15 protein-coding genes are annotated in these 21975 nt (G+C 72.7%); 7 read left to right on the top strand and 8 right to left on the bottom strand.

Going from position 1 to position 21975, the window contains the following annotated elements; genetic code table 11:
- Positions 1 to 29 precede the first annotated feature (29 nt).
- Positions 30 to 482 carry an acyl-CoA thioesterase gene (locus ACUW6W_RS09190; RefSeq protein WP_073117263.1) on the bottom strand — a complete coding sequence of 151 codons (453 nt, stop codon included), beginning with the start codon at positions 480 to 482 and terminating at the stop codon, positions 30 to 32.
- Positions 483 to 606: 124 nt separating this feature from the next.
- Between ACUW6W_RS09190 and ACUW6W_RS09185 the strand changes: the two genes are divergently transcribed.
- Positions 607 to 1428 (top strand): hypothetical protein, encoded by an 822-nt coding sequence (locus ACUW6W_RS09185; RefSeq protein ID WP_454180141.1) that lies wholly within the window; start codon positions 607 to 609, stop codon positions 1426 to 1428.
- Positions 1429 to 1434: 6 nt separating this feature from the next.
- Here the strand turns inward: ACUW6W_RS09185 and ACUW6W_RS09180 are convergent, their stop codons facing one another.
- Together ACUW6W_RS09180 and ACUW6W_RS09175 are read right to left on the bottom strand one after the other, a co-directional pair.
- Positions 1435 to 3966, bottom strand: coding sequence for an HAD-IC family P-type ATPase (locus ACUW6W_RS09180; protein ID WP_437367434.1), 2532 nt, complete (start codon positions 3964 to 3966; stop codon positions 1435 to 1437).
- Between the two features lie 93 nt (positions 3967 to 4059).
- Positions 4060 to 4626 carry a DinB family protein gene (locus ACUW6W_RS09175; RefSeq protein WP_010080071.1) on the bottom strand — a complete coding sequence of 189 codons (567 nt, stop codon included), beginning with the start codon at positions 4624 to 4626 and terminating at the stop codon, positions 4060 to 4062.
- Positions 4627 to 4929: 303 nt separating this feature from the next.
- Between ACUW6W_RS09175 and ACUW6W_RS09170 the strand changes: the two genes are divergently transcribed.
- From ACUW6W_RS09170 to ACUW6W_RS09150, 5 genes are all read left to right on the top strand, one after another.
- Complete coding sequence (locus ACUW6W_RS09170; protein WP_363932586.1) at positions 4930 to 6162, top strand: AMP-binding protein; 1233 nt, start codon at positions 4930 to 4932, stop codon at positions 6160 to 6162.
- A gap of 7 nt (positions 6163 to 6169) precedes the next feature.
- A complete protein-coding gene (locus ACUW6W_RS09165) occupies positions 6170 to 7081 on the top strand; it encodes an LD-carboxypeptidase (RefSeq protein WP_336574769.1) in 912 nt (303 codons plus the stop codon).
- A gap of 359 nt (positions 7082 to 7440) precedes the next feature.
- Positions 7441 to 8373: an HNH endonuclease gene (locus tag ACUW6W_RS09160; protein WP_313362574.1), complete on the top strand. Its 933-nt coding sequence runs from the start codon at positions 7441 to 7443 to the stop codon at positions 8371 to 8373.
- 228 nt (positions 8374 to 8601) lie between these two features.
- Positions 8602 to 10077: an aldehyde dehydrogenase family protein gene (locus tag ACUW6W_RS09155; RefSeq protein ID WP_230260117.1), complete on the top strand. Its 1476-nt coding sequence runs from the start codon at positions 8602 to 8604 to the stop codon at positions 10075 to 10077.
- 225 nt (positions 10078 to 10302) lie between these two features.
- Positions 10303 to 11283 carry a hypothetical protein gene (locus ACUW6W_RS09150; RefSeq protein ID WP_336574774.1) on the top strand — a complete coding sequence of 327 codons (981 nt, stop codon included), beginning with the start codon at positions 10303 to 10305 and terminating at the stop codon, positions 11281 to 11283.
- A 119-nt stretch (positions 11284 to 11402) separates the two neighbouring features.
- Here the strand turns inward: ACUW6W_RS09150 and ACUW6W_RS09145 are convergent, their stop codons facing one another.
- The 4 genes from ACUW6W_RS09145 to purB all read right to left on the bottom strand — a co-directional run bounded on the left by ACUW6W_RS09145 (position 11403) and on the right by purB (position 16483).
- A complete protein-coding gene (locus ACUW6W_RS09145) occupies positions 11403 to 12959 on the bottom strand; it encodes a DUF1846 domain-containing protein (RefSeq protein ID WP_363932590.1) in 1557 nt (518 codons plus the stop codon).
- Between the two features lie 66 nt (positions 12960 to 13025).
- On the bottom strand, positions 13026 to 14039 hold the full coding sequence (locus tag ACUW6W_RS09140; protein ID WP_454180140.1) for a trimeric intracellular cation channel family protein: 1014 nt from the start codon (positions 14037 to 14039) through the stop codon (positions 13026 to 13028).
- A gap of 72 nt (positions 14040 to 14111) precedes the next feature.
- The gene (locus tag ACUW6W_RS09135) at positions 14112 to 15011 is read right to left on the bottom strand and encodes a trimeric intracellular cation channel family protein (protein WP_454180139.1); all 900 of its coding nucleotides are present in this window, start codon (positions 15009 to 15011) and stop codon (positions 14112 to 14114) included.
- Between the two features lie 32 nt (positions 15012 to 15043).
- A complete protein-coding gene (purB, locus tag ACUW6W_RS09130; RefSeq protein WP_454180138.1) occupies positions 15044 to 16483 on the bottom strand; it encodes an adenylosuccinate lyase in 1440 nt (479 codons plus the stop codon).
- A 196-nt stretch (positions 16484 to 16679) separates the two neighbouring features.
- Between purB and ACUW6W_RS09125 the strand changes: the two genes are divergently transcribed.
- A complete protein-coding gene (locus tag ACUW6W_RS09125) occupies positions 16680 to 18260 on the top strand; it encodes an AMP-binding protein (RefSeq protein WP_363932604.1) in 1581 nt (526 codons plus the stop codon).
- Between the two features lies 1 nt (position 18261).
- Here ACUW6W_RS09125 and ACUW6W_RS09120 read toward each other — a convergent pair whose 3' ends face one another.
- Positions 18262 to 21852, bottom strand: coding sequence for a TM0106 family RecB-like putative nuclease (locus ACUW6W_RS09120; RefSeq protein WP_454180137.1), 3591 nt, complete (start codon positions 21850 to 21852; stop codon positions 18262 to 18264).
- Positions 21853 to 21975: the final 123 nt, after the last annotated feature.

The following is a 21975-nucleotide window of genomic DNA, read 5'->3' as shown; positions in this document are numbered from 1 at the left end:
CGGCCCTCCCGCGTTGGGGGCGGGCCGGTTCAGAGGGGGTTGTCCAGGGGCAGACGGTCGCGGTCGTAGGTGATCTCGGTGAAGCCGTGGGGCGCGGGCTTGCCGTCCTCGCCCAGGGACACGAACACGATCTTGTCGATGGTCAGGATCATCTCGCCGGTCACGATGTTCCGCACCTTCGCCCGCATGGTCAGGGACGTGCGCCCGAACTCGGTGGCGCGCAGGCCCATCTCGATCATGTCGCCCTGCTTCGCCGAGGCCAGGAAGTTGATCTCCGAGATCAGCTTCGTCACGCACCGCGGGTTGCCCAGCTGCAGGGTCGCGTAGATGGCCGCCTCCTCGTCGACCCAGCGCAGCAGCGAGCCGCCGAAGAGGGTGTTGTTCGCGTTGAGGTCCTCCGGCTTGACCCACTTGCGGGTGCGGAAGTTGACGTCGTCGTGGGCGGCGCGGTCGGCCGAACGGGTGAAGAGCGTGGAGTCCATGGCCCCACGGTAGAGCGACGCCGACGCCGGCACGAGGGAGGGCGCCCGATGCGGAGACGTGCTCGAGCAGGCCGTAGGGTCGCCGGAGGGATCCGCAACGGAGCACACAGGAAGGACCCGGCCGATGACCACCCGCCCCCACCCCGACCCCGCCACACCCGACGCCACCTGGCGCGATGTGCCGGTGGTCGGCTTCACGGTCGCCGCCGGCAACGCCGTCCTGTTCTGCCTGGTCTGGCTGCTCCGGGACGGGCTCACCACCGACTACACGTGGGGGCTGCTGCTGGCCCCGGTGCTCATGGGTCTGGCCGGGGTGGCGGTGATGGCCCTCTGGGAGCGGCTCCTCGTCCGCGTCCCGCGGTTGGCCGCCACGCTGGTGGCCGGCGGCGCACTCCTGGCCTTCGTGCTGGTGCTCGCCTGGTGGCTCGTCGAGGTGAACGCGCAGACGCGCCTGTTCACCGGGAGCACGTTCTGGCTGCTCGCCGTCGCCCCGGTCTGCGCGAGCCTCGCCTGGCTCGCGCACCGGCTGCTCCCGCCGGCCCGCCGGCCCGTGGGGGAGCCCCCCGCCGCCCTCGACGACGACGCCTGGGCCCGCCGCCTCGCCGGCGTCCTGCGGCTGCGCAAGGACCTGCCCGACGCGCGGGTGGGCGAGATCGTCCGTGACGCGCGGGCACGCGGGGCCGCGGCCGGGCGCCCGCTGGCCGAGGAGCTCGGCTCCCCGGAGTCGTACGCCGCGGGCTTCCAGAAGGACCGGGTCGCCGCGCCCCGCCGGCGGGCCTGGGCGGTCACCGCGTTCGTGGTGATCATCCTGGCCACCCGTCTCCCGGGCGTGGTGGCCGGGGAGCGGCTCAGCGCGTGGGACGTCGCGTACCCGCTGGTCGCCGTCGTCGTGCTGGTGTGGACGTGGCTCGACTACCGGGCCGCCGTGCGTCGCGCCCGCCGCTGAGGGGTCTCAGGCCCCCGCGGCGGCCAGCACCCTCGCCACGTGCCGGCGGTGCACCTGGTGGATGACCTCGATCAGTCCGCACCCGAGCGCGGCGACCACCAGCGCGGCCACGAGCAGGTCCGCCGGCGGGACCTCCATCCGGTGGTACCAGCGGGAGGCCGGCACCAGCACGACGGCGGCCAGCACCGCGTACATCGCCAGGATCAGCAGCGCCACGCGCGCGTTCAGCGGCCGGGACATCACGCTGAGCACCCACAGGCCCAGCAGGGTCAGGGTGATCATGAACGCGGCCTGCTGGCGGGCCAGGTCGACGTCGCCGGCGGTGAGGCGCACGTACGTCTGCAAGGCCACCATGGACAGCAGGATCACCGCGCCGGAGGGGATCGCGAACCGCAGCGCCCGCCCCAGGAAGCCGGGCACATAGCGGCGCGGGTTCGGCAGCAGGGCGAGGAAGAACGTGGGCGCGCCGATCATGATGAAGTCCACCGTGGAGGCCTGCCGCGGCAGCAGCGGGAACTGCCACGCGAACAGGGAGAACACCACGCCGAACAGCAGCGCGTACGTCGTCTTCGTCAGGTAGATGTGGGCGAGCCGCTCCATGTTCGCGATCACCTGGCGGCCCTCGCCGAGCACGCGCGGCAGGCGGTCGAAGCGCCCGTCCAGCAGCACCATCCGGGACACCGCCTTGGTGGCCGGGGCCGCGTTGCCCATGGCGATGCCCAGGTCCGCGGTCTTCAGGGCCAGGGCGTCGTTCACGCCGTCGCCGGTCATGGCCACCACGTGCCCGCGCGACTGCAGCGCCTGCACCATCGCCTTCTTCTGGTCCGGGCTGACGCGGCCGAACACGTCGTGCTCGGCCATCACGGCGGCGAGCTCCCCGGGATCGTCCGGCAGGGTGCGCCCGTCGTAGGCCTGGCCCGCCACCTCGAGGCCCACCTCGCGGGCCACGGCGGCCACGGTGCGCGGGCTGTCCCCGGAGATCACCACGGTCCGCACGCCCTGCGCGTGGAAGTAGTCGAGGGTCTCGGCGGCGTCCGAGCGCACGTTCTCGCGGAACGTCACGACGGCGACCGGGACGACTCCGGCGGGCAGCACGTCCCCGACCAGGGGCTCGTCCGTGCGGGCCAGCAGCAGCACGCGGCGGCCGGCGTCCGCGTCGGCGTGGACCTGGGCGCGGACGGCCTCGGCGGCCTCGGGGCCGAGGACCTGCTCGTCCACGAGGGCCTCGGGCGCGCCGAGCAGCCACGTGCCGGCCGCGGCCCCAGCCTCGGGGCCGAACGCGACCGCCGACCACCGGCGTGCGGAGGAGAACGCCACCTGGGCCGCGGGGTCCACGGCCGGGACGGCCGTGAAGGGCTCGCGCAGGGCCGCCGCGGTGGGGTTCACGTCCGGGTCTGCGCCGAACCAGGCGAGCACGGCCCGAGCCCCGTCGCCGACCTCGGCCGGGGCGCCGTCGTCGTGGGCGTCCGGGGACGCGTCCGCCGAGGCGGGCGCGGCGAGCCGGTCGAACCGGACGCCGCCCTCGGTGAGGGTGCCGGTCTTGTCCAGGCAGACGGTGTCCACGCGGGCCAAGACCTCCACGGCGGGCTGCTCCTGGATGAGGACCTCCTGCTGGGCCAGCTTGAGCGCGGCCACCGCGAACGCGATGGTCGTCATGAGCGCCAGGCCCTGCGGGATCATGCTGGTCACCGCCGCCACGGACGCGATCAACGCGGGCTCCAGGGCGGCCTCCCGCGGCTGGGAGAGGGCGAGGGCCCAGCCGCCGACCGCCGTCATCTGGCCGTGCACGATCACCGCGATGATCGGCACCAGGGCGATCGTCAGCCAGCGGGCCACCTTCTCCAGGGCGCCGCGCAGCTCCGAGCGGATGGCGGAGTAGCGGCGGGCCTCGGCGCTGAGCCGGGCCGCGTGCGAGGCCGCGCCCACCGCCGTCGCGCGCACCAGGCCCGCGCCGGCCACGACGGCCGAGCCCGAGAGCACGGCGTCGCCGGGGGACTTGGGCACGGGGTCGTTCTCCCCGGTGAGCAGCGCCTCGTCCATGTCCAGGCCGTCCGAGACGAGGACCTCGCCGTCCACGGGCACCTGGTCGCCGCGACGCAGCACCACGACGTCGTCCCGCACGATCTGCGCCATCGGCAGGGGCACGCGCGCCCCGTCCCGGATGACGACGACGTCGTCCTGGTGCAGCAGCGCGATCCGGTCCAGCTTCCGCTTGGCCGAGTACTCCTGGACCACGCCGATCACCACGTTGGCCACGGCCGCCAGCGAGAACAGCAGGTCCAGCCAGCGGCCCATCAGGATCACGACGACGGCGCACAGCGCGATCGCCAGGTTGAACAGCGTGAAAACGTGCACGCGCAGGATCTGCCCCAGCGAGCGGGACGTGTCCCGCGACTGGACGTTGACCAGGCCCGCGGCCTCCCGCTCGGTGACCTCGGTGGCGGTGAGCCCGGTGATCCCCTCCACGCCGGTGAACCCCAGGCCCGTCCCGCTCTCGGGGGCGGACGGGTGCGCGGACGCAGGGGAGGGGGAGGCCATGGCACAGAATCTACCCAGCCGGCGTGGGGCCGGGCATCCGACGAGGGGATGAACCCGGGTGCGACCGCAGGCGGGACTGCGGGTGGGGCGGGCTCACTCGCCGGTCTGGCCGTCGATCCCCTCGCGCAGCAGGTCGGCGTGGCCGGCGTGGCGGCCGTACTCCTCGATCATGTGGGTGAGGATCCACCGCAGCGAGACCGGGTCCCGCCCCTCTCGGATCCGGTGGGCGCGGGCCAGGGCCGCGGCGCCGTCGTCGCCGTCCGCCGCGAGCAGGTCCACCACGATCTGCCGGGACCGCTCCACCTGGCCCTGCCAGAGGGCGCGCAGGTCCGCCGCGGAGTCCTGCGCCGCGCTGTGCCAGTCCCAGTCGGGGTCGGCGTCGAAGTCCGCTCCCACCCAGGGCGCCGAGGTGGGCTCGCCGAGGGCGACGGCCTCGAACCACCAGAACTCGACGAACGCGAGGTGCTTGAGCAGGCCGCCGAGCGTCATCGCGGACGGGTGGCCCGGCAGCCGGCGGTGCAGCGCGGCCGTGTCCAGGTCCGCCGTCTTCCACTCGATCGTGGCGCGCAGGAAGTCGAGGAAGCCCAGCAGGGTGGCGGCCTCGCCCGCGGCGAAGGGCGGCTCGGGGCGGCCCTGGTCGTCGTAGAACACGGTGGTCATGGCGGCCAGGCTACGCCCCACCCGGCGTTTTCGTTCGGGAAACGGCGCGTCCGGGTGAGCTGGCGGGGTGAGCGCCCGCGGACCTGGAACGCGTGCGGTCGCTCTGAGCTTGAAAGGCGCGCTCATACCGACCGCAGGCGTTCCCGGAACGGGCGGGCCGGCGTCGTCGGCCTGGCGGACGAGGTGCATGACGCCCTCGCGGTCGGAGGCGATCCTGCTCACCGCGGCGGATCGACCACGAGTCGCACCCGCGGGCTCGCCTGCTCGGCGGCGTCCTCCTGGGTCTCGGCGATCCGGCGCCAGATGCTGCCCAACGTCCCGGCCTTCGTGGCGGTCTACGAGGCGCTCATGCGTCTGGGCGCGGTGATGGTGCCGCTCAACCCGCTGTTCACCGCCCGTGAGCTGGAGTACTTCCTCGAGGACTACGGGGCGCGCATGCTCTGGGCCATGCCCGGGCTGCCGGCCGTGGACGAGGCGGCCGGGAACGTCGACGTCGAGGTGGTCACCCTGGACCTCGAAGCGGTTGGGCGGGAGTGCGCCGCCGAGGGCATCGCCCCGGTCACGGAGATCACCCCGCGGGACGCCGACGACGACGCCGTCCTGCTCTACACCTCAGGCACTACGGGGTGGCCCAAGGGTGCCCGACTGACGCACACGAACCTGCGTTCCAACGCCATGGCGATGGCGACCGGCCTGGGCCGGCTCGGCCCGGACGACGTCGTGTTCGCGGCGCTGCCCATGTTCCACGTGTTCGGGCTCTCGGCGGTGCTCAACGGCGCCGTGTTCGCCGGGTCCACCCTGTCCCTGATGCCGCGGTTCGAGCCGGCGGACTTCTCGCGGCTGCGCATGCCCCTCTCCGGCGGTGCCAGCCTGCCGGTGGAGACGCTGCGCGCGGCGGAGAAGCTGTGCGGCGTGCCCGTGTTGGAGGGCTACGGGCTGTCCGAGAACGCGGGTGCGTGCTTCTTCAACCCCGTGGACGCGCCGACCCGCCCGGGCACCGTGGGCCGGCCGATGGACGGCTTCGAGTTCCGGATCGTCGCGATGGACGGCATCGAGGTGCCCGAGGAGGACCTCGCGACCTCCGGGGAGCTGCGCATCCGGGGCGAGGGCATCATGGCCGGCTACTGGGGCCCCCCGGAGGACACGGCGGCGGCGTTCGACCAGGACGGCTGGTTCCGCACCGGGGACATCGCCCGGCGGGACGAGGCCGGGTACGTGATGATCGTGGACCGGCTCAAGGACGTGATCATCCGCGGCGGCATGAACGTGTACCCCCGCGAGGTGGAGGAGATCCTCTATGAGCACCCGGACGTGGTCGAGGCCGCCGTGGTGGGTGTGCCGGACGAGCGGCTGGGCGAGGAGATCGCCGCCTTCGTCTCGCTGGCCCCGGGCAGCGCCGTCACGGGGGAGGAGCTCCAGGCGTTCGCGGCCGAGCGGCTGGCCCGCTACAAGCAGCCACGGGAGGTGACCGTCCTGGACGGGCTGCCCAAGAACGCCACGGGCAAGATCCTGCGCCGCGAGCTGCGTCAGGGGTGAGGGGCGTGTGGCGGTCCGGGCGCGGGACCTGAACGCGGCGTTCGCGGACCCGCAGATCCGGGCGGTGATCGCCACGGTGGGCGGGGAGGACCAGATCACTGTGATCGGCCACCTGGACGCGGACACAGTGTGCGCGGACCCCAAGCCGTTCCTCGGTTACAGCGACAACACCAACCTGCACCAGTGGCTGTGGGCGAACGGCATGGCGAGCTTCTACGGCGGCTCCACCCAGGTGCACCTGGGGCCGGGGCCGGCTGTGGATGAGGTGCACGCCGCGTCCCTGCGGGCCGCCCTGCTGACGGGAGGGCGGCTGGAGATCACGGAGCCGGGGGAGTCGGAGGATCACGGCGTCGACTGGCTGGACCCGCGGGCGCTCACCGAGTTCGGGACCCGCGAGCCGGTGCCGGGCCCCCATGACGACGACGGCGGCGCGCCCGGCGCGGGCGCCTCGCCCTGGCGCTGGGCCGGGCCGCAGCGCGCGGTGACCGGCCGGACGTGGGGCGGGTGCCTGGAGGTGCTGCCGTGGGTGATGGCGGCCGGCCGCGGGCCTGCGGACACGGCGGTGCTCGAGGGCGGTGTGCTGTTCATCGAGACCAGCGAGGAGCTGCCGAGCGCCGGCGAGGTGCGGCGGCTGCTGCGGATCCTGGGGGAGCGCGGCGTGCTCGGCGCCGTGGACGCCGTGCTGGCGGCCCGCCCGCCGACGAGCTCCTTCGAGGCGCCGCGGGGTGCGGAGGAGCGGGCGCGGCGGCGCGCGGAGCAGGCCGATGTGGTGTTGGAGGTGGTCGGGCGCTACAACCCGGACGCGGTGGTGTGCGTGGGCGTGCCGTTCGGCCACACGCGGCCGCAGTGGGTGCTGCCGCACGGCGGCGTGATGACCGTGGACGGTGAGGCGAGGCGGGTGTGGGCGGAGTACCACTGAGAACAGGCGCCGCGACCCAACACCCAGAAAGATGCACATCACAGCCAGGCCCGCGAGCCCGACGCGCCACGCCCCGTGCCCACCATGGGCCATGGACCTCAGCTCTGCGCTGGACGGCGTCTCCGTCCTCACTATCGGCCTGAACCTGCCTCGCCCGGCGCCGCGGCCGGGCTGCCGACCCGGCATGCCCTGCGCGAGCCCGACGCCATCCTCGGCGGCGCGACCCCCTCCTACGCCGTGTACCCGGCGGCCGAGAGGTCGGCGCGGCCCGGTGCGGCCAAGCCCGATGCGGGGCCGTGCTTGGTACGGTGCGACATAGACGGCGTCCGCGTCTGAGGCGCTCGCGAGCAAGGACCCCCATGAGTGAACCGATAGGGCTGCGTGACGCTGCCATTGAGTGGCTGAAGATGCGTTCGCTCGATGGCCAGGTACCGCTCACCCGGGAGGACATCGGTGACTTCCGGTGGAACGGGGAGCCGTTCCCGCTGATCTCCACGCAGAACGGAATCCGCAAGCCGGCAGGGTTTGATGCCGCGCTTTCCTTTTACACGGTGTATCGCCCGAAGGGTCATGCCCGTCCCTACGAGGATGAAATCGGCGACGACGGCCTCATGCGCTACAAGTGGCAGGGCACGAATCCCCGTCTCCCAGCGAACCAGGGGCTCTTCCGGGCATACGAGCGCGGCCTCCCGCTGATCTGGTTCGTCGGCGTGGGCATGAGTCCAGCACGGTTTCAAGTGGTGGCCCCGGTCTACGTTGTAGGACGCGAGGATGAACGACACCAAATCGTCTTTGCGCCGATGGAGCCGGAGGACTATTCGCCGGAACTCATGCATGAGTCTGTTCTGGAGGCGTCTCTCAAGCGGTATCTGAGGCGGGAGGTCAAGATCCGCGTTCACCAGCCGCATTTCCGTTCCACCGTGCTGGCCGCCTACGACAACCACTGCGCGGTCTGCAATTTTGCGCATCCGGAATTGCTGGACGCTGCTCACATTGTTCCGGATCGTGAGGTGCATGGTCTGCCGACCGTTGTCAATGGCCTTGCCATGTGCAGGATCCACCACGGTGCTTTCGACAATCACTTCTTGGGCATCACACCTGACTTCACCGTGGAGATCCGACAAGATCTCTTGGACGAGGTAGATGGGCCGATGCTGCGGCACGGACTTCAGGACCTCCACGGGCGAAAACTCATGAAGCTGCCCACGCGGCGGGCGGACCGCCCATCCCGTGAGAATCTCGCGTGGGCATACGAGCGCTTCCGGGAGGCCACCGTTGCCGATGTCGCCTGATGCGGCTCGGCCGTCGTGATGGTCCGCGGGCTGTGACGTGCCGGGGATGGGGAGCAACCATGACGGCGACGAAGATGCGTCGGGGAGAGCCCGTTGCGGTGACGGCACCCGGGGGCTCGAGCTTGTCCCTTCTCTCCTCAGTGGCCCCAAGGTCTCGCCAAGCCCCCCACCCATGCGGGTGAACTGGGTGTTCCAGTCCCGAACTCCCCGTTGAGAGAGGAGCACCTCATGACCCCCACGACCTCCACCCCCGCCACGTTCCACGACACCCGTGTGGACCAGCAGTTCATCGCCGGCCAGTGGCGCGACGGCGCCTCCGGTGACCGCGCGTCGGACATCAACCCCTACACCGACGACGTCGTCGCCGAGTTCGCCCTCGCCACCGCGGAGGACCTCGACGAGGCCTACCGCGCCGCCGCCGAGGCCCAGAAGGCGTGGGCCGCCACCGGGCCCGGCGAGCGCTCCGCCGTCCTGCGCCGCGCCGCCGCGATCATGGAGGAGTGCCGCGAGGAGATCGCGGACTGGCTTGTGAAGGAGTCCGGCTCCACGCGCATCAAGGCCGCCGCGGAGATCGGCTCGGCCATCGCCATCACGTACGAGGCCGCCACGTTCCCCACCCGCGTGCACGGCACCATCCACCCCTCCAACGTCCCGAACCGCGAGATGCGCGTGTACCGCAAGCCGATCGGCGTCGTCGGCGTGATCTCCCCGTGGAACTTCCCGCTCCACCTGTCTCAGCGCTCCGTGGCCCCGGCGCTGGCGCTGGGCAACGCCGTCGTGCTCAAGCCCGCCTCGGACACCCCGGTGACTGGCGGCACCCTGCTCGCGCGCGTGTTCGAGGAGGCTGGCCTGCCCGCGGGCGTGCTGTCCGTGGTGGTGGGCGCCGGCTCCGAGATCGGCGACGCCTTCGTCAAGCACCCCGTGCCGCGCCTGATCTCCTTCACGGGCTCGACTCCGGTGGGCAAGCAGGTCGGCGCCAACGCTGTCTCGGGGGACACCCTGAAGAAGGTCGCGCTCGAGCTGGGCGGCAACGCGCCGCTCGTGGTGCTGGACGACGCGGACCTCGACGCCGCCGTCGACCAGGCCGTGCAGGGCGGCTACCTCCACTCCGGCCAGATCTGCATGTCCGTGCAGCGCGTGATCGTGGACGAGAAGGTCTACGACGAGTTCCTCCCCAAGTACGAGGCCGCCGTGCGCGGTCTCAAGGTGGGCGACCCCGACGCGGAGGGCGTGCTCGTGGGCCCGGTCATCAACGACACCCAGCTGGAGACGCTCAAGAAGAAGATCGCCAGCGCCGAGGCCGACGGCGCCCGCGCCCTCGTGGGCGGCGAGATCACCGGCCGCGTGGTGCCCCCCTTCATCTGGGTGGACGCGACGCCGGACATGGAGATCACCCGCGAGGAGATCTTCGGGCCCATGACCGTGGTGCTCCAGGCACGCGACGAGCAGCACGCGCTGGAGCTGGCCAACGACCACGAGTTCGGGCTGTCCTCCTCCGTGTTCACCCAGGACCTGGACCGCGGCCTGCGCTTCGCGGAGGGCACCGAGGCCGGCATGACCTACATCAATCAGATGAGCGTCCAGGACGAGGCCCACGTGGCCTTCGGCGGCGCACGGAACTCGGGGCTCGGGCGCTTCAACGGCGAGTGGGCCATCGAGGAGTTCACGACCGACCACACGATCGGCGTGACGCGCCTGGGCTGACCCAGACCGGCTACGCGAAGATCCCCTGCTGGGTGACGAGCCCTGCGATATGGCCCCTAAAACCCGCTGATAGGGGCCATATCGCAGGGCTCGTTCCCGGGTGCCGCGGGTGCGAAGTGAGGCGAGCGGAGCACCTCTCCTGCACAGGTGCGGAAACCTCAGCCGTGGTCCACAGGTCGGACTCCGCGCGCCCCGATCGCCCACGCGGAGCACCAGCGTGGTCGCATGCCGCGACCCCTCGCTCCTCTCGCCACGTCGCTTCCTACGATCCTGACCGTCCCGGAAGGTCGGGAGGCCGGCCTGAGCCGCGCCCGGCTCCGCGCACCGGACCTGGTCGCGATCGGCCACGGCCTGCGCATGAGCCGGGATGTCGAGGCCACGTGGACGGACTATCTGCGCGCCGTCCAGTCGCTGAACCCCTCGGGGGTGTTCTCCCACGCCACGGCCGCGCGGATCTGGGGGATGTGGATCCCGGGCCGGCTGCTCGAGGATCCGCGGGTCCATCTCGCGAAGGAGCGCGGCCACGGAGGACGGACGAGTCGGTCGGGCCTGGTCATGCACCAGCTCCAGCCGGACGCACCTGTGATCGAGTACCGGGGTCTGCGTCTGACCGCCCCCGCCTGGACTTGGGTGGACCTCGCCCATCACCTCTCTGTCGAGGACCTCGTGGTCGCTGGGGACAGCCTGCTGCCGTCACCGCACGGGGCGGAGGCGCGCCGTCTCGGTCGCCTGCCTGCCCGGGCCACCACGGTGGACGAGATGCGGCGTCTCGCGCACGCACGGAAGAACGTCCGCGGCATCGTGCGGGCCCGCGCCGTGCTGGACCTGTTGCGCACGGGCGCGGATTCTCCGCCGGAGTCGCGGCTACGGCATCGGCTCCACGAGGCGGGATTCCCCGAGCCTCAGGTGAATCCCCCGATCCGCTTGAGCTCCGGGGAGACGGTCCGCGTGGACCTGGCCTGGGAGGAACTGCGGCTGTGCCTCGAGTTCGACGGCGACCAGCACCGTACGGATCGGGCTCAGTGGCAGCGGGACCGGGCGCGCAGGCGTGGCCTCGAAGCCGACGACTGGGCCGTCACCTGGGTCGCGGGCGAGGTCTTCACACGCGACGGCTGGCCCCGCTTCGTCGGGGACCTGTCCCGCCTCATGCGTCGCCAGGCCACCCGTCGCGGCGCGGTGCTGCCGCCGGGACTGCCGGGGGAGTGAGGCGGCGGCGCGTGCCGGCGTCGTGGTCTGCCTTCACGGGACGATGAGCCCTGCGATATGGCCCCTAAAACGCCCCGGAAGGGGCCATATCGCAAGGCTCGTCGCAAGAACCGCCCCGCTCACCGCTTCCGGTACAGCCCCTTCTTCTGGAACTTCGGCTCGCTCGTCACGAGCATCCCCAGGGACCGGAAGATGCCCTCGTCCACGGAGCCGAGGATCGTCGTCGTGTGCACGTCGCAGCCCTCGAGGCTGGCCAGCTGCTCGACGGCCGCCTTCGCGTTCTCGTCGGTCGCCGCGGACACGGACAGCGCGATCAGCACCTCGTCCGTGTGCAGCCGCGGGTTCTTGGAGCCCAGGTGCACGGTCTTGAGCGTCTGGATCGGTTCGATCGAGGCGGGGGAGAGCAGGTGCACGTCGTCCTCGATGCCGGCCAGCACCTTGAGGGCGTTGAGCAGCACCGCGGCGGAGCAGCCCAGCAGCTCCGAGGTCTTGCCGGTCACCAGGGTGCCGTCCGCCAGCTGCACGGCCGCGCCGGGCTCGCCGGTGCGCTCGGCCACCAACTGCGCGGCACCCACCACCGGGCGGTCCTCCGAGCTCAGGCCCAGCTTGGACATCACCAGGGCCACGCGCTCGGACTCGGTGTCGTCCGTGCCCTCCAGCGCCTCGTTGACCTGGGCCTTGTAGTAGCGCCGGATGATCTCCTGCTTAGCGGCCTCCTGGCACACCTCGTCGTCCACGATCGCCGCGCCGGCCATGTTCACGCCCATGTCCGTGGGGGACTTGTACGGGGTGGTGCCCGTGACCTTCTCCAGCAGCGCGGACAGCAGCGGGAACACCTCGACGTCGCGGTTGTAGCTCGTCACCCGCTCGCCGTACTCGGCCAGGTGGAACGGGTCGATCAGGTTGATGTCGTCCAGGTCCACGGTGGCGGCCTCGTAGGCGGCGTTCACCGGGTGCTCGAGCGGCAGGTTCCAGATGGGGAACGTCTCGAACTTCGCGTAGCCGGCCGGGATGCCCCGCTGCCGATCGTTGTACACCTGGCTCAGGCACGTCGCCAGCTTGCCGGAGCCCGGGCCGGGGGCCGTCACGACGACGAGGTCCCGCGTGGTCTCGGACCACTCGTTGGCGCCGAAGCCCTGCTCCGAGACGATCGTGGACATGGCGTGCGGGTAGCCGGGGATCACGCGGTGGCGGGCCACCTTCAGGCCGAGGCGCTCGAGCTTCTCGAGGAACGCCAGCGCGCGGTGGTTGGCGTCCTCCAGCTGCGTGACCACCACGTGCTCCACCAGGAACCCGCGCTCCCGGAACACGTCCACGAGGCGCAGGACGTCGTCCTCGTACGTGATGCCCAGGTCCGCGCGGACCTTGTTCCGCTCGAGGTCCTTGGCGTTGAAGCACACCAGGATCTCGGTCTCGTCCTTGATGCGGTCGAGCATCGCGATCTTGTTGTCCGGGGTGAAGCCGGGCAGGACGCGGGAGGCGTGCAGGTCGTCGAAGAGCTTGCCGCCCATCTCCAGGTACAGCTTCCCGCCGATCTGGCGCCGGCGTTCCTGGATGTGCTTGGACTGGAGCTCGATGTACTTCGCGCGGTCGAACCCGACGCGGTGGAGGGGGCCGGAGGCCGCGGCCTCCGTGGTGGTGCTGGCGGGGCGGGCGGTCTCATGCGTGCCGGTCATGGACTCTCAGCATAGACCTGTCCGCGGGGCGCGTGGCCCCGGCCCGGCGTCGGGCCCCCGCATCCCTCAGTCCCTCGGGTCCTCCGGGTCGTCCGCGATCCAGTCGTGCTCGGGGTCGTCGAAGCTGCGCGTGCGCCCGGTGCGCAGGTCGGTGACGTCCATGACGCCGGTGCCGCGGTCCAGGCGCACCTGCTGGTGTGAGGCGGGGTCGACGACGGTGATCGTCTGGGTCTGCGGGTCGTAGTCGTCCACCCGCACCTGGTCCTCGTACTCCTGCCGCGGTCCGTAGGACCCGTCCGCGTCGTCGTCGGGGAAGGCGGGGGCGCCGGGGGAGCGCAGCCGGCGCTCGAGGGTGCGCTCCACCCGGCGCGCGGCCGCCTCCTGCGCCTGCGTGGCCAGGCGCCGCAGACGTTCGAGGGACTCCTTGTCCTGGGAGATCTCCGCGCCGAAGAACCGCCACTGGTAGCGGTAGGCGATCATCCGCACCGCGAAGATCAGGAACGCGATGAGGAAGCCCGTGAACGCGTTGAGCGCGCCGTTCATCGCCACCACGGTCGCCAGCACCGCGCCCAGGAACGTGGGGAGCACGTAGACGCCGCGGGGGTCGAAGATGGACGGGACCTCGTTGGCGACGATGTCCCGCAGCACGCCGCCGCCCAGCGCCGTGACCATCGCGATCACCACCGTGGACACCGGGTGCACGCCCATCGAGTGCGCCAGCAGCACGCCGGACACCGTGAACAGGGCGAGCCCGGCGGCGTCGAACACGGTGATGGTCAGGTTCAGCCGATTCGGGTGGATCACCTTGACGTACACGAGCAGGGACACCAGCACGGGCGGGGCCAGGTAGACCGGGTTCTCCAGGGACGCGGGCAGACCGCGGTCCAGCAGGATGTCCCGGGTGAAGCCGCCGCCCAGCCCGGCCAGCAGGGACAGCGCCAGCGAGCCCACCAGGTCGAACTGCTTGCGCGCCGCCAGCAGCGCCCCCGAGGTGGCGAAGAAGAAGATCCCGATCAGGTCCAGGGTCGTGAGCAGCCACGGGACGTCGGTGAGGGTGGCGAAGAACTGCTGCACGTCCACGGCGGCTCCTTCCATCGGGTCCGGGGATTCACCGGCCATTGTCCCGTGCGGCCCGCGCAGTGGCTCGTTTGTTCACCCGGGTGTCCCCCGAGGTGTGACATCTTCGCCGGCTCCGGGCGTCTCCTCGTTCGCCGGGGGGCCGTCCTCGCCGGGGTCGGCGGGCGGCCCGTCCCGGCCCTTGCGGTCGCGGATGTCCGGCACGGGCGGCTCGTCGTGCGGATCCAGGCGCTGGCGCTGGGTCTCCCCCGAGATCTCGGCCCCCGGGGCGAGCCACTCCCTGCGCAGCGACACCACGCGCAGCACGAGCACGAGCACCATCACCGCCGCCGAGGTCAGCGGGCCGAGGAGCTCCGCCTGGCCGAGGGCCGCCGTCGTGCCCGCGCCGAGGATGGCCGGCAGCGCGTACCAGCCGCGCCCGCCGAACACGGCGGGCGGTTCCCCGGCGACGACGTCGCGCAGGATGCCGCCGCCGACGGCGGTCACCAGGCCCAGCACCGCGGCGGCGACCGGGCTCAGGCCGGCGAGCAGGGCGATGCGCGTGCCCACCACGCAGTACACGGCCAGGCCGATGGCGTCGAAGGCCATGACGGCGTGGTGGCCGCGCTCGCCGTCGAAGATCCGGAGGAACACCGCCAGCGACGCGACCGCCGGCAGGATCAGGTACCAGGGGTTGTCGAAGGCCGCGGGCACGTCCCGGCCGACCACGAGGTCCCGGACGACACCGCCGCCCGTGCCCACCATGAGGGCCAGCAGCAGGGAGCCGACGATGTCGTAGCCCTTGCGCACGGCGAGCACGGCACCCGAGATCGCGAAGAAGAACACGCCCACGAGGTCCACGGCGGTGATCGCCGCGGTGATCGCGTCGGCGAGCTCGCCGTGCGCGTTGATCGGCTCGGGCACGTCCCGTTCGAGTTCGGCGGGGTCCTTGGGGGTGGTGGACAGCAGCCACACGGGGAAAGACGGAAGCGGCATCCGCCCATCGTCCCCCGTCAGGCGGTCCCGGGTCAGTCCTGCGCCGGCCCGAACTCCTTGGCCAGCTCCGACGCCACGCCGATGTACCCGGCCGGGGTCAGCTCCAGCAGGCGGGCCTCGGCGCCCTCGGACAGGCCCAGGCCCTGCACGAACTCGCGCATGCGGGCGGCGTCCACGCGCTGGCCGCGGGTGAGCTCCTTGAGGCGCTCGTAGGGGTTGTCCATGCCCGGCACGCCGGCGATCGCCTCGGCGCGCATGACGGTCTGGACGGCCTCGCCGAGCACTTCCCAGTTCGTGTCGAGGTCCTCGGCCAGCACGGGCTCGGCCACCTGGAGCTGGCCCATGCCCTTGGTGACGTTGGTCAGGGCGAGCACCGAGTGGCCGAGGGCCACGCCGATGTTGCGCTGCGACGTCGAGTCCGTGAGGTCGCGCTGCCAGCGGGACTCCACGAGGGTGGCGCCCAGCGAGTCGAGCAGGGCGCAGGAGAGCTCGAGGTTGGCTTCCGCGTTCTCGAAGCGGATCGGGTTCACCTTGTGCGGCATGGTGGAGGAGCCGGTCGCGCCGGCCACGGGGATCTGCGCGAAGTAGCCGATGGAGATGTAGCTCCACACGTCCACGCAGAAGCCGTGGAGGATCCGGTTGAAGCGCGCGACGTCGGCGTACAGCTCCGCCTGCCAGTCGTGGGACTCGATCTGGGTGGTCAGCGGGTTCCAGGTGAGGCCGAGGTGCTCCACGAAGGAGCGGGAGAGGGCCGGCCAGTCCGCGTCCGGGGCGGCGGCGAGGTGGGCGGCGTAGGTGCCGGTGGCGCCGTTGATCTTGCCCAGGTACTCCTGGGCGGCGATGCGCCGGGTCTGGCGGGTCAGACGGTGCACGAACACGGCCATCTCCTTGCCCAGCGTGGTGGGCGTGGCCGGCTGGCCGTGCGTGCGGGAGAGCATGGGGGTCTCGGCGGCCTCGGCGGCCATCGCGGAGACGGTGGCCACGGCGGCGCGGGCGGCCGGCAGCCAGACCTGCTCGACGGCGTCGCGCACACCCACCGCGTAGGCGAGGTTGTTGATGTCCTCGGAGGTGCACGCGAAGTGCACGAGCGGCTTCAACCGGCCCAGGCCCAGCCCCTCGAGGCGGTCGGCGATGAAGTACTCGACGGCCTTCACGTCGTGCACCGTGACCTTCTCGGTGGCCGCCAGCTCGGCCACGGACTCCGCGTCGAAGTCCGTGACGATCGCCCGCAGCCCCGCCTGCTGCTCGGCCGTGAGCGGCTCGAGACCCGGCAGCACGCGGTGCTCGGCCAGGTGGATGAACCACTCGACCTCCACGTGGATGCGGTTGCGGTTCAGCGCCGCCTCGGACAGGTGCTCCACGAGCGGCTCCACCGCCGCACGGTAGCGGCCGTCCAGGGGGCCGAGGGCGATGCCGGCCTCGGCGAGGGAACGGCGGTGGGCGGTGGACGCGGGCGCGGGCTGCGAGGTCATGGCCCCCATTCTGGCAGGCGCCGCGGACGCCCGACGAAGGCGGCGACCGGGTCCGTCCTCGACCGCGACGGGGTGGCGAGTGCAACATCGAGTGCAACATGCGGACGCGCCCGGTGGCCCGGGGCGCGGTGGACCTACCGTGGCTGACGTCGCCGTCGCCCGGCGTCGGCATGCCGAGAGGGATGAGGAGACCGAGATGACGGAACGGACCGGGCAGGCCCACGAGGCCGGGACGATCGACCGGCTGATGGCCGGGTGGGTCGCCGACGTCGAGACCCCGGACGCCTGCGCCGCCCACCTGCTCTGCGACCGCTGGCCGGCCGACGCCGTGGCGTTCCGGTTCGTGGCGGAGGACATGTCCGCCGTCGACCTCACCTTCGGCGAGCTGGCCGACCGCTCCCGCCGCCTCGCCACCGGCCTCGCCGCCCGCGGCGTCACGCGCGGCGACCGGGTCCCCGTGATGATGTCCAAACGGGAGGAGCTCGTCATCACGCTGCTGGCCCTGTGGCGGCTCGGCGCCGTGCACGTGCCGCTGTTCACCGCGTTCGCCGCGGGCGCCGCGCGGATGCGCATCGAGGGCGCGGCGGCGCGGCTCGTCGTCGCCGAGCCCCGCCAGGCCGAGAAGCTCACGGACATCCCGGGCATCGAGATCATCCGCACCGGCCCGGAGTGGGACGCGCTCGCGGACTCCGCGCCGCTGGCCGAGGACGTCGCCGTCGGCGGGGACGGGCCGATCGCCCTGCTGTTCACCTCCGGCACCACCGGCCGCCCCAAGGGGGTGCCCGTGCCGCTGCGCGCGGCCGCCGCGTTCGCCGTCTACCTCACGTGCGCGGTGGACCTGCGCCCCGAGGACCTGTTCTGGAACGCGGCCGACCACGGCTGGGCGTACGGGCTGTACTACGGGATCGTCGGCACGCTGGTGCTCGGGGCGACCTCGGTGCAGTACCGCGGCGCCTTCTCCCCGGCGACCATGGTCGAGGTGATCCGCTCGCAGGGCGTCACGAACCTCGCCGGCGCCCCCACGATGTTCCGCGCGCTGGCCAAGGCCGGGGAGGTCACCGAGGACGCCCCGCTGCGGCTGCGGCGCGTGTCCACGGCGGGGGAGCCGCTGCCGCCGTCCGTGCTCGAGTGGGGCCGGTCGGCCCTCGGCACGGAGATCCGCGACCACTACGGCCAGACCGAGCTGGGCATGGTCATCTGCACCCCTGCGCACCCCGAGCTGGCCGCGCCGCCCCGCCCGGGTTCGATGGGTGTGCCCCTGCCGGGGGTCGCCGCCGAGATCCGGGACGGGCAGATCGCGATCGACGCGGCCTCGCCCCTGTTCTGGTTCCCCGGCTACCTCGGGGAGCCGGAGAAGACCGCTGAGCGTTTCACCCCGGACGGGCGCTGGTACCTGACCGGGGACACCGCCCGGCAGGACGACGACGGCTGGTTCTTCTTCTCCTCCCGGGACGACGACGTGATCCTCGCCGCCGGGTACCGGATCGGCCCGTTCGACGTGGAGTCCGTGCTCATCGACCACCCGCGGGTGCAGGAGGTCGCCGTCGTCGGCCTGCCGGACCCGGAGGGGGTGCGCGGCGAGGAGGTCGTGGCGTTCGTGGTGCCCGCCGGGGCCGTCGCGGACCCGGACGCCCTGGCGGCCGACCTGCAGGCGAAGGTCCGCGACGAGTACTCCAAGCACGCCTACCCGCGCCGGGTGCACTTCGTGGACCAGCTGCCCAAGACCCCCTCCGGCAAGCTGCAGCGGTTCCTGCTGCGCCAGGGGACCACCGACTGAGTCAGCGGTGCACGAGCCGCAGGAACGCGCCGATCATCGGCAGGTCCTCGGGGCTGGTGGGCAGCGCGTCCGCGAGGGCGGGGGAGTGGACGAGGTAGGCGGCCCACTGTCCGCGCGAGATCGACACGTTGAGCCGGTTCCGGTTCAGGAGGAAGTCCAGCCCGCGCGGCACCTCCTGCGGTGAGGACGCGGCCATCGTCAGGATCGCGACGGCGGCCTCCCGGCCCTGGAACTTGTCCACGGTGCCGACGGCGGTGCCCTCGAGACCGGCGGCGTCGAGCGCCTCCCGGACCGTGGCGACCTGCGCGTTGTACGGGGCCACCACGATCACGTCGGACGGCTCGAGCGGCCGGCCGGGATCGTCCGGGCCGGTGGACCAGGTGCGGCCGAGCAGTGACCGGATGATCTCGACGACGGCCGCGGCCTCCTCCGGCGAGGACACCGCGTTGCCCGTGTGGGAGACCGGCCACGGGTGCAGCCCGGGCTCCACGCCGTCGAGCCGGCGGGCGTCCGTGACCTCCTCCCGCGCGCCGAGCCGGCCGGCGTAGGAGAGCTCGGAGACCGCGCGGGTGAGCGCCGAGTGCATGCGCCACGAGGTGTCCAAGAAGAAGCCGCGATCGGGGCGGAGCACGGGGGCACCCTCCGCGATCCAGGTCAGGGCCGCGTCGCCGATGGGCTGGGGGTGCTCGCCCTTGCTGACCTGGGGGAGCTGCTGCGGGTCACCCAGCAGCAGCACCGTCTCGGCCAGGGCGCTCGCGCCCAGGAGGTGCGCGAGGGAGAGCTGCCCGGCCTCGTCCACCACCAGGAGGTCGACCGGCTGGGCCGCGGCGTTCGCGAAGGTCCACGCGGTGCCGCCCAGGACCCGGCCCGGTGCCAGGAAGGCATGGACCTCCGATGGGCCCAGGGACGTCCAGCGGTGCGGTCCGTCCGGGTCCTTGGGCTCCTTGCCCACGCGGTCGGGGTCCACACCGACGCCGATCAGCTGGTCGAGGAAGTTCTCCACCACCGCGTGGGACTGGGCGGTGACGCCGACCGTCCAGCCCCGGTCCAGGAGTTCCTTCACCGCGCGGCTGCCCACGTACGTCTTGCCGGTGCCGGGAGGGCCCTGCACGGCCACGTAGGAGCCGCGTGCGGACTCGACCGCCTCGACCAGGCCGCCGACGCCGTCCCGCCGGCCGTCTCGTACGTCCGCCCCGATCGCGGCGAGGGTCCGGCCCGTGGTGCGCGGGCCACGGCGCGCCAGGATGTCGAACATCGCTCCGTCCGGCAGCCGGCCGCGGCGGGCGGCCTCGGCGGCCTGCTCCCGGATGCGTTCGAGGAGGCCACCGGGCCGGACATAGTTGAGGTGGAACACCGCCATGGGCACCTCCGCGTGCGGTTCCGGCTCGTACTTGGCGCTGAGGCGCTGCAGCAGGCTGACGCGGAACCGGCCCGGTGCGATCTCCTCCACCGCGGTCACGTCCACGGGCGATCGGCTCTGCCAGCGGACGGCGTTGGGGGCCAGCTCCGCCCAGCGCGGCGGCTGCTCGTACAGGGCGTTGAGCTTGAACCTCTCCTGGCTGTTCCGACGCGGCCGGACCTCGGTGCCCGGCTCGAGGCGCCCGGTCACGGTCAGCGTCCGGGCGGGGTTGCTCCGCGGGGTGGGGCGTTCCCACGCACCCACCGACTCGACGGTGTCGAACACCAGGTTCGCGCGCGGCTCCTGCCACTCGTCCGGGGCGGACACGGCCCGATCGAACATGGCCCACCACAACGGCTTGTTCTCCCTGGCGAAGTAGCCCAGGCCCGCGGCCAGCAGGGCGATACCGCGCCGCCCGCCGTCGAGCTCCGCCTCCGGGGCCCCCGTCCCGCCCGCCTCGTCCCTCTCGACGCCCGCCAGCGCCTGCAGCGAGGCGGCGAGGGCCGCGTCCTGCTCCTGGAGCGACGGCGCGGCCTCGACCAGCGGTTCGTTCTCGCTCGCGGCGTCGTCGGCGGGACGGTCCGCGACGGCCGCCTCCTCGGGCTCGACCTGCGCCAGCAGCCAGTCCCGCAGCCGCGCCGTGGAGACGCAGTCGTACCGGTTGTAGTCCTCGATGTCGGCGCGGATCGCCCTCGCGACCTCGGTGTCCCCGGCCTCCATCGCGGCGACGTACCGGTGGTACTCGGTGACGCTGTCCGCCGCCGTCGTGACGCCGTCCTCCGCCCGGTGCTCCGCCCCCATGTAGAGGGGCTCCAGCTTCTTGATGGAGTAGCTCGGCACACCGGCCCGCAGGGCGGCGCGGACCGTGGAGTAGAGGTCCACGAACAGCCCCGCGCGCAGCCAGTCGTCCAGCTCGCGCTCGCCCACGCCGTGGCGCACGGTCAGGCGTTTCAGCGTGGTGACCTCGTACGCGGCGTAGTGGTAGATCCGCATCCCCGAGTGGGCCGCGCGTCGCGCCTCCACGAACGCCACGAACTGCTCGAGCGCCGCCCGCTCGGCGGCACGGGTGTCCGCCCACAGACCCGTGAACCGGAAGTCGGCCGAGGCGGTGCGCGCGGTGTCCCCACCCGGCGCCTCGACCCAGCCCCACAGGTACTCGAGGCCCTCCATGCTCCCGTCCGCGGAGACCCACAGCGGGTCCCCCTCGAAGTCGAAGAAGACGTCTCCGGCGTCCGGCGCCGGCAGCCCCGCCACGGCGCGCGGGTCCACGATCCGATGCGGCGGCAGCCCGTCCGCCCCGGCCGGCTCCAGCTGGATCGCCGCCTGCTCCCGCAGCGCCTCCCACGTGCGGCGGGCCATGCCCTCCGGCGGTGCGACGGACGCCGCGAGCTGCTCGATGGTCGTGATGCCGGCCTCGCGCAGCCGGGTGCGCTGCAACCGCGTGGCCCCCGCCGTGAGCAGCACGTCCCGGTGCTCGGCGACGGCCTCCTCGCACGCCTCGCATGCGCCGCAGACGCTCAGGCGGTCGTCGCCCCAGCGGGCAGGCTCCCCGGCGGCCACGTGACCCTGCAGCAGCGCCTCCAGTCGGGCGCGCTGGTGCCGGTACACCGGGATCACCTCGTCCAGGTCCGCGACGTGCCGGGAACCGTCCCCGAGCCACAGGCTGCCCTGCCGCGCCCGCGGCACGCCCATGCCGTCCAGCAGGTCTGCGTACGCGGCGATCTGCAGCAGCGCCGTCACGCGCGCATGCCGGGCCAGCTTCGTGTCCACCACCTCGTACGCGCCCTCGGGGTGCTCCTCGTCCGTGCGGAGCACGAGGAAGTCGGCCAGGCCGCCGAACGCGCCGTCGTGCAGCATCCCCTGGAACACGACGGCGGGACGCGCGGCCAACGCCGCCGCGGTGCGCTCCCGGGCGGCCCGCACGCCCTCGGGCGTGTAGCGCTCCGGGCGGGCGAGCCGGACCACCTGGTCCGCGCCGTGCTCCGCCTCGAGTTGCGCGAGCACGCGGGACTCGTGCTCGTCCCCGAGGCGGGAGACCCGCTCCAGGAACGCGTCCGCCACGCCGATCCGCGGGGCGCGCCCGAGCGCGGGGTCCACCGTCCCGCGCAGCCACCCGTACGTGCACGTCGCGGCGGCGGTGATGTCCGAGGGGCTGAGCATGAAGGAGGCGCGGTCCGGCGCGAAGGTCACCATGCGGTCACCCTAGACAGTAGCCGCGGACACGATGGGCAGGGCCCGCACACAGGGTCTCGGTGCGCCCCGCCCCGGCGGTGGCAGGGCGGGGTCGGCGAGCGTCACACACCGGAGCGGACTTGA

The organism is Micrococcus sp. 093350064-1, from assembly GCF_053627955.1.
This window is presented reverse-complemented; position numbering and strand designations above follow the sequence as displayed.